At 61.7% G+C, this 8,188-nt stretch carries 9 protein-coding genes; 4 read left to right on the top strand and 5 right to left on the bottom strand.

Annotated features, from left to right (window positions below; genetic code table 11):
- Window positions 1-161: 161 nt before the first annotated feature.
- The 3 genes from MBELCI_RS09280 to MBELCI_RS09275 all read right to left on the bottom strand — a co-directional run bounded on the left by MBELCI_RS09280 (window position 162) and on the right by MBELCI_RS09275 (window position 3,051).
- Window positions 162-1,214 carry a CBASS cGAMP-activated phospholipase gene (locus MBELCI_RS09280; protein WP_045319934.1) on the bottom strand — a complete coding sequence of 351 codons (1,053 nt, stop codon included), beginning with the start codon at window positions 1,212-1,214 and terminating at the stop codon, window positions 162-164.
- Entirely contained in the window at window positions 1,138-1,494 is a 357-nt protein-coding gene (locus MBELCI_RS22990; protein WP_500778221.1) for a type II CBASS E2 protein, read from the bottom strand. The genes MBELCI_RS09280 and MBELCI_RS22990 overlap by 77 nt, the downstream gene beginning before the upstream one ends.
- Window positions 1,495-1,689: 195 nt before the next feature.
- Window positions 1,690-3,051, bottom strand: coding sequence for a nucleotidyltransferase domain-containing protein (locus MBELCI_RS09275; RefSeq protein ID WP_021693933.1), 1,362 nt, complete (start codon window positions 3,049-3,051; stop codon window positions 1,690-1,692).
- Window positions 3,052-3,196: 145 nt separating this feature from the next.
- On the opposite strand from MBELCI_RS09275, the gene MBELCI_RS19875 reads away from it, so the two are divergent.
- The 4 genes from MBELCI_RS19875 (at window position 3,197) to MBELCI_RS09255 (ending at window position 6,552) form a co-directional block, all read left to right on the top strand.
- Entirely contained in the window at window positions 3,197-3,532 is a 336-nt protein-coding gene (locus MBELCI_RS19875) for a helix-turn-helix domain-containing protein (RefSeq protein WP_045319933.1), read from the top strand.
- Complete coding sequence (locus tag MBELCI_RS09265; protein ID WP_052512707.1) at window positions 3,529-4,416, top strand: ImmA/IrrE family metallo-endopeptidase; 888 nt, start codon at window positions 3,529-3,531, stop codon at window positions 4,414-4,416. The genes MBELCI_RS19875 and MBELCI_RS09265 overlap by 4 nt, the downstream gene beginning before the upstream one ends.
- A 241-nt stretch (window positions 4,417-4,657) precedes the next feature.
- Complete coding sequence (locus MBELCI_RS09260) at window positions 4,658-5,488, top strand: protein NO VEIN domain-containing protein (protein WP_045319931.1); 831 nt, start codon at window positions 4,658-4,660, stop codon at window positions 5,486-5,488.
- Window positions 5,485-6,552 carry a hypothetical protein gene (locus MBELCI_RS09255; protein WP_021693931.1) on the top strand — a complete coding sequence of 356 codons (1,068 nt, stop codon included), beginning with the start codon at window positions 5,485-5,487 and terminating at the stop codon, window positions 6,550-6,552. Before MBELCI_RS09260 ends, MBELCI_RS09255 begins: the two co-directional genes overlap by 4 nt.
- Before the next feature lie 142 nt (window positions 6,553-6,694).
- On the opposite strand, the gene scpB is transcribed toward MBELCI_RS09255, so the two are convergent.
- Together scpB and MBELCI_RS09245 are read right to left on the bottom strand one after the other, a co-directional pair.
- Window positions 6,695-7,279 (bottom strand): SMC-Scp complex subunit ScpB, encoded by a 585-nt coding sequence (gene scpB, locus MBELCI_RS09250; protein ID WP_021693930.1) that lies wholly within the window; start codon window positions 7,277-7,279, stop codon window positions 6,695-6,697.
- 2 nt (window positions 7,280-7,281) lie between these two features.
- Complete coding sequence (locus MBELCI_RS09245) at window positions 7,282-8,166, bottom strand: DUF1403 family protein (RefSeq protein ID WP_021693929.1); 885 nt, start codon at window positions 8,164-8,166, stop codon at window positions 7,282-7,284.
- Between the last annotated feature and the right edge of the window lie 22 nt (window positions 8,167-8,188).

Below are 8,188 nucleotides of genomic sequence, written 5' to 3'. Positions count from 1 at the left end.
CCTTGAAAGCAGGCGCGTGCTGCTTGCGTTTCGACATCTCTGATCTCCTCGTCGGTGAAGATCAGCAGACAGCAAATCGTAGCTTACGTCAGTGCCCTGAAACCGGGGAGCACCTCAGCTATAGGCAGCAAGTGATGCCAAAATCTACGCCGCGAGTACCGCTATTTCCGCTTGCCATGATAGAAAGTCGCTTGAAACCGCTTAGCATCGAAAAACGCTTCAAGGCGTTCAGCGTTTTCTTCAACCAGCCTCTTCGCTTGCGCTGGCAGTTCACGATTCGCCCGCACAAAATCATCCAAACCGATTGGTTCAAGCGTCGGGGCGGATGTCAGACGAAGCATGCGGTCTCGCCCGATCAATAGTCCTGCCTGTCCGAGGGCGTTCTGACTTTGCAGGTGCATCGCGCTTTCGATAATAGTTCTCCAGTTGAACATGCCGCCGCGCTTGATTTGACCATCAGTCATACGAAGGTCTTGATCACCACAGCCAAGGCTCAGGATTTCGATTTTGTGTCTGTCGATGTCGAAACAGCTCATGGCATCCACCAGCGCCACCATGACGGGATTGTTCGCCCAAACACCGCCATCGGCATAGTGCCGGGTGCCGTTTCGGTAGGTCGAGAAGAATGTCGGCGCGGCAGACGTCGCCAAGGCCACCTTGACCAGTTCTTCCTGCCAGTCCAGGCGGAAGTCAGGGTGATGCGGGGTCTTGAGGACGTTGACCTCGTTGAAACCATCGAAGGCGGGAATGTTCAAACGCACATTGACCGAGCCCAGTGTCCTGTTGCCAAATCGATCTCGAAGCGCTCGTTCCAACGGTTCGCGGTCGTATCGATAAACGGCAAGATCGCGAGCAAACTGGTAAGCGGATCGCATCGCGCGACCAATTCGAGTTGGCGGAATCCAAGGCCGAGGAAATATTTCCGACCCGTGGCGCATATAGATTTCGAGAACCTCCTCGGCGCGCATTCCTGCAGCTATGCCGAGCGCGATTATTCCTCCGGTTGAAGTGCCGGCGATCATGTCGAAGTAGCTGGCTGCCGAATCACCCTTCAAGAAACGACGCTCGCATTCCGCCAGCACCGCCGCAGGCAGAATGCCTTTTATGCCACCGCCATCAATGGACAGTATGCGAAGATCATCTGCGGGCCATTCGAGTTGATCTCGACGGTGAAAGATGGTGCCCTGCGAGCGACGGGATTGAGGTTGTGCCATAAAATCTCTCCATAAGTACCGCCAACCTGGATCGCCCGCCTGACTGACTTCTGATGTGTTTCCCGGTCCCAAACCATTTTCCCGAAGCGAGCCAGCTTTCGTAGCAGCTCAGCCAGTTGGACGCCCAGGGAATGGTCGTATTGCTGATCAGGTCATCTGGCGACCACTGATCCGCTTCGTCGTCGAAGAGGCAGAGGAATGGCCCCGTACGCTCTGTTCGCGGATGTGACACGTAAACATGCGGTAGGACCCTTCTTCGTTGCCGAAACGCCTTTGCAATGTCGGTTCAAGAACCTCAACCAGTGGCTGCAGGTACAGGTTTGATCTGCCTTCGAGCAGCAGGGGTTCCGTATAGTCTACCCGCAGCCGGTACATCGTTCTGTGTGGCTGCAGATGCCCTTCCCAAACGCAAGTTCGCTGGCTCAGCCGGTCGCATGACCATTCGGGATAGACATCGACCATGTCCGCAATTTGATCACCAACAGTTATCATCAGGTACAGTACCCCCCATGTTCGTATTCGCACGCGCAGGCCTCACAAGGCCTGGTGCGGATGCGATCCCAGCACCCAGAGCTGGAGCGGCCAGGGACGAAACTGGTGCCGCAGGTTTCAAATGCCCGCTCGGTGTCATGCCGAGCGCGCCATGTTCGAGCTGGATAGTCTGCGCATGATGATAGGCCTGCAGCGCGGTCTCACCGGCCTTTTCGCCGAACAGATCGTCGAACGTCGATTGGATGACCGCCGGATCGAAGCCAACCCGCTTCAGGTTTTCGAGGCGCTCTATGAGGGTCAGCAAGTCTGCCGCCCAAAGTTGCTGATCGCCCCGCTGAGCAGGCCAGCGATCCGTAAAGAGGTCCGGGTAATGCGCTGGATTGCGAACTTCCAGCAACCGCAGGCTCTGCTCGGCATTGCGAATTTGCCAGCGCATACGCTTGGCAATCGCAATCACTTCATCGACCAAGCTGTCGTTTGCAGGTCCGGCATCGATTGCGACCGCTGCGATGATGACGGCCGGAGGTTTGCGTTTGCCGCGGTGATCGTCGTGCTTGCGATATCGCTTGTCGCGGAACCTCTTGATCAGTTGTAAGGCAACCACGCGAGGCGATTTCTGGTCGTGCGGGACATGCACCGGCAGCGGTTGGGTATCTGCCTTTTGCAACGCCAGACCAGACGTCTCATTTAAAAGCCGTGTGGCCAGTTCGGCGTAGGTTTCGCCCTCGACGAGGTAACGACGCGCATCGAAGCGCTTTTGAAACGCCTCGCTGATCTCGACGCGAGCATTGAAGTGATCGGCAAACCCCTTCGGATTGATCTCCTTGTGGTACCGCTCGTCCGTCTCAGGCTTGTAGTGAAACAGGGTCGCCACACGTTCTGGTGCCCCATCGATGCGAACGACCGGCATCAGATCGACCGTGACGCCGTCCGGGTATGTAACCGTGACACAGCGACTGTTTTTCTCAATCAAATAGTCGAAATACTTGCTGCCTTTTTCGCCCTTGATCGCTTTGTACAATTGTTCGAGCACCCACGCCGGGTCAGTGCCAGGAGCGATCGCGATCTCAAGTACTGCATCAACGTCGTGCTGGTCGGCCTTCAGGCGTGACCGAGTCGGGGCGTGAATTGCAAAGCTGCCAGAAGGGTAGATCTCAAGGACCAAGTCTTCGAGAGGGCTTCCAGGGCGATCGACATGTTGAGCCAGCCCGCGAAAATGGCGGTCGGCTTCGTCGTGCATACTGCGGGTGATCTGGATGGCACGTGCAACGTCCATCAGCGCAGCTTCTACAGGGTCGACCTCCAAGCTGCGGGCGAAGTCTTCGAGGCTCGTCCTGATATTCATCTTCTTCTGCCCCCTCAGGCTTGACGGATTCGCTGATCCGTCTTACAGTTCTTGACGTTTTCGTAGGATGGAAAGCGAAAAAAGAAGCCGCGAGCAAGCGGCGGGTATCCTACGATATCGTCATACTAACACATGCGGGAGCGTCATGTCAAATTCTACGGATTCCAATGGTGGGTTCGGTGACAGGTTGCGTCAAGCCAGAGTGGCGCGAGGGATTAACCAAACGGAGCTTGCGGCGAAGACGGGGTTACAGCCATCAGCAATCGGCCATTTCGAGAAGGAACGGCGCAAGCCTTCGTTTGCAAACATTCGTGCCCTCGCGAAGGCATTGAGCGTTACGTCAGACTACTTGCTCGGCAGGACCAGCGACATGGCCGGGGCAACAACGGCTTTTCGTGGTGAAGAAAATTTATCGGATGACGACCGGGAACACATCCAAATGATGATCGATCTCATGAACCAAAGAAAGTCAGGTCGTTGAGCAAATTCCGAATTCATATGGCGCGGCGCCAAGGTGAACTCAAAGCAAAAGAAAAAGGCTACGATGCCTTCCCCGTTGATCCGTTTGCGGTTGCGGAGACCGAAGACATCTTTGTCGAGCCAAAGGATCCCGGCCGGGTTGGCGTGAGCGGCGGGATCATCTTCCATGATGAGAGCGTTGGCATCTTCTATGCGACCGATATCAAGAGCGATGGGTTTCGCAGGTTCACCGTGGCTCACGAACTTGGCCACTATTTTCTTGAGGGGCATCCCGAGGAAATTCTGAAGACTGCTCCGATCCACATGTCCAGGGCCGGGTTTTCACAAGGGACGAGTTCGATAGAGCTTGAGGCGGATCATTTTGCGTCTGGGCTGCTCATGCCGTCGAAACTCGTGGGCGAGGTTATCGGGGGAAGCCGTGTCGGTCTGGATGGGATCATTGCGCTAAGCCAGCTGGCCGAGTGCTCGCTCACGGCCTCTGCCATCAGAGCCGCCGAATGTTGCGACTATCCGATGGCGGTCGTCGTCAGTTCCGGCGACAAGGTCGCATATGCGTTCTTGTCTGAAAGCTTCAAAAAGCTCGACAAGCTCACATTCCTCAAAAAGGGTACTCCGCTGCCACGAACCCATACCCTGCGGTTCAATGCTGATACCCAAAACATCCGGTCCGCACGCTCGATTTGTGGACAAACCAGTCTTGCTGAATGGTTCTCTTGCGGGCGACGGCTTGCGTTGGATGAAGAAGTCATTGGTCTCGGCGCTTACGGCTTCACCCTTACCGTCCTTTCCAGCGAAGAACTTGCCGGCGACCTTGATGACGAGGCATACGAAGAAGAAGCCTCATTGATTGAGACCTGGACCCCAAGGTTTGCGTACGGGAGATAGCGGCGTGCGCCTGGTTGAGGACGGCAACCAGTGGCCTGCGCCAAGCGGCAAAGCACTATAAGTAATCTCGCGAAGGGCATGAGGCCACAATGCCGTCATCGGTTCACGAGATGCTCAATGGCAGCTGAGGGCCGTTCGCTACAGCTTCTAAGGCCCCCTTCGATCGGTTGGATACCCGATGGCATCTCTTAAAATTACGAGCCCTGATGACACCCGATCTGCCCCGCCGTAGCGTGTCGGCATGAACCCGAGCGATTGGTCAGACGCCGAGAACGACGCCGTTGTAGTGGCTTACTTCGCAATGCTCAGTGATGAGCTGTCCGGACGACCCTACAACAAGGCGGCCCAGAACAAGGCCTTGCAGCAGCAGATCGGGCGCAGCCGCGGTTCGATCGAGTTCAAGCTGTGCAACGTGTCCGCGGCCTGTCTCGGCCTCGGACTGCCGATCATCAAGGGCTACCTGCCCCGGTTCAACGCACAGATGTCGCTCGCAGAGGCCGCCTCCCGATGGCTCGCGCGGCACCCGGAATGGGAAGCGGCCCTGCATGGCAAGGCCGTCCCGCAGATAGTCGAGGCCGCCATGCTCCAAGTTGGCGTCGCACCGACCCTGCGCAACGCACCGCCCTCGGAGGATCTCGAGCACACACAGCGTATTGCACGACGTTTCGACGCGGCCGGCCGGGATGAGCGCAACCGCGCCCTGGGCCATGCCGGCGAAGAGCGCGTGTTTCGCCATGAGATCCATGTCCTGCGACAAAACGGCCGCGAGGATCTGGCGGGGCGGGTCCGCTGGGTCTCGCAGGAGGATGGCGACGGCGCGGGCTACGATATCGCCAGCTTCACGCCCCAAGGCCGGGAGCGCCTCATCGAGGTGAAGACCACCAACGGGTGGGAGCGCACTCCTTTCCACATCTCGCGCAACGAGCTCGAGATCGCGAACGAGCGCCGCGACGATTGGCACCTCTTTCGTCTCTACAACTTCGCACGCGCGCCGAAGGCGTTCGAGCTGCGTCCCCCTCTGGACGCGCATGTCTCGCTGACCGCAACGAGCTTTCGGGCGAGCTTCCAATGACCGATACGCTGCGCGGCTTCGCCCGCACCATCGGCATCGATTATTCAGGGGCCGAGACCGCAGAGGCGAGCCTCAAGGGATTGCGGGTTTACCAGACCCTCGGTGACGAGGAGGCGCAGGAAGTCCCCCCGCCGGCCGGGCCGAAGCAATACTGGACCCGGCGCGGGCTGGCGGCATGGCTGGTGCAGGAGCTGGACAACCGCGTGCCAACGATCGTCGGCATCGATCACGCGTTCTCCTTCCCGATGCGCTACTTCGAACGCCACCGCCTGGCACCGGACTGGGTGAGTTTCCTGAACGACTTCTGCGCGCATTGGCCGACGGACGAGCCGCACACCTATGTCGACTTCGTGCGGAATGGCCAGGTCGGAAGCGGGGCGGCCCGAATGGGCGAGCGAACCTGGCGCCGCCTGACCGAGGAGGCCACCGGATCGGCGAAGTCGGTGTTTCATTTCGACGTGCAGGGCTCCGTGGCGAAGTCCACCCATTCGGGGATCCCCTGGCTTCGAGCGTTGCGCAGGGCGAGACCGGAACTCCACTTCTGGCCGTTCGACGAGTGGACGCCAACCCCGGGGGCCTCGGTGGTCGTCGAGGCGTATCCGCGGCTCTGGAGCGCGACCTATCCAAGAGACGCGCGCACGCCCGACCAGCACGACGCCTACGTCATCGCGCGATGGCTCCAGGAGGCCGATCGCAGCGGAGACCTGTCAGGCGCCTTCGCAGCGCCTGAGCCCGAACCGGTCGCCATGACGGGACAGGTCGAGGGGTGGATCCTCGGAGCCACCTGGCCGCCGGCCAAAAAGTCGAAGTCGAAGCAAAAGCAGAAGCCGTCCATGCAAGGCGCGGCCCCGGCCAGGACGACACGGCCGGGCTTCGTCAATCGCAACGAACAGGAAGTCCTGCGGAAGACCGACCTTCACGGCAACGACCACAACCAGCTCGTCTACATCCTTCGATGCCAGCGCTGCGGCGAATGCTACGGGGCGAACGGCTCGGACATCTTTCAGCGACGCTGTCCGGCCTGCGGGGCTGGCCGGCCAGGGCTGCCGATCGATCACGCATGATGAGGAGCACCTCGAGCCGCCGCATGTGCTGACCGATATCGGCCACGCCCGGGACTGCCGATAAGACAGATAGAGAGCGAACACAGCCATTGGCCGGTAACTGAGAATGTTAGGCGACTAACGATCCCGCCGTTGCCCCACACTATCCCCCCGCCAGCCCCGCATCGCGCAGCGCTTCGGCATCGGGCAGGTCGCGCAGATCCGCCAGTCCGAAGGCGGCGAGGAAACCACGCGTCGTGACATAGGTATAGGGCGCGCCCCGCCGCGGCGCGCGCGGCCCCGGCGCGATCAGCGCGCGTGCGACCAACCGCCCGATCAGATCACGGGAGATCTCGCATCCGAAGATGTCCTTGAGGCCGTCGCGGGTGACCGGCTGGTGATAGGCAATGGCGGCGAGCACCGCGAGGTCGCGCTCGGAGAGGTCGACCTCCCGGTCCCCGACATCGCCTACGGCGCGGATCACCGCGCCGTAGGCGGGCCGGGTGCGCAGCATCCAGGCGTCGCCGACACGCGCGATCTCGTAGGGCCGGTCGGCCAGCTCCGCGGCGAGGTCATCGAGCAGCAGGTCGAGCGTCGCCCCCTGCCCCACGACGCGCGCGAGACCGGCACGCGGCACCGGCGTGGCGGAGGCGAACAGCACCGCCTCGATCCGCCGCATCCATTCGCGCCAGCGCAGCTCGGGCGGCAGGTCGGCCAGCTCGCGATCAATGTCGTCGTGCTTCGCCATGGTCAGAGCCCATACAGGCGAAAGCTGTCGCGCCCGGTCAGCTCGCGCAGCGCGCCCAGGGTTACCAAGCGGTCGCAGAGCCGCCGTGCGGCGCGGTCCGACATCAAGGGGGTCAGCGCCACCGGCGCCAACGCGTCCTGCGCGAGAAACAGCGCGAGGGCCGCTTCCGCGCCCTTGGCCCGCAGTTTCGGCGCCACGGCGTGCAGCCGCGCGGCGCGCGGGGCCAGATCCTGCACCAGACCGGCCGCCCGGGCTGCGGCCTGGGCTACGGCATGATGGCAGGCCCGCCGCAGATCCTCCCCCTTGCGTCGCAGGTCCCGCGGCGCCAGCCCGATTGCCAGCAGCGGCACGATCCGGTCCCAGCCAAGTGCTCTGGCCAGTGCCGCGTCGGCGAGGATCAGCACCTCCGTTTCGGCGCGGGGGGCCTCGGCGAGCACGGCCTCCAGCACCTGCGCGGCTCGCGCGACGGGTGCCCCCGGCATCGCCAGGCACCGCTGGACCAGATCCGGCGCGACGCCGGGCAGCACCGGTGCCAAGCCGCGCGTCGTCAGCGGTCGCGTCACTGCGTAGTGCCACGCCTGGCCGATCTCCCCCGCTGGCCCGAGCGGATCGCCGGGCCGCGCCAGACACAGCGCGTCGCGCAGCTCCGCCAAGCCCTCCGACCGCCCCGAAAACCTCACACTTGCCGCGGCGGCTTCGAGCGCCAGCCGGGCGCGCCACAGCGCCAGAGGCAAGCCAGGTTGGGTTCTCACGCCGTGCAGATGCGCCAGTGCCGCCCCGGCGCGGAACGCCGCCTCCTCAAGATCGGTGGCACGGCCCGTGACGGACCAGCGCGGCGCGGCGGGCCAGGCGGACGCGGGAAGAGAAGAATGCGGGAGGACGGACATGCCCCGCGCTACCAGGTCGCGG

Source organism: Limimaricola cinnabarinus LL-001 (assembly GCF_000466965.1).
GTDB classification, from domain to species: domain Bacteria; phylum Pseudomonadota; class Alphaproteobacteria; order Rhodobacterales; family Rhodobacteraceae; genus Limimaricola; species Limimaricola cinnabarinus.
Note: the sequence above shows the minus strand (reverse complement) of the source record. Positions and strands in the feature narration are given on the sequence as shown.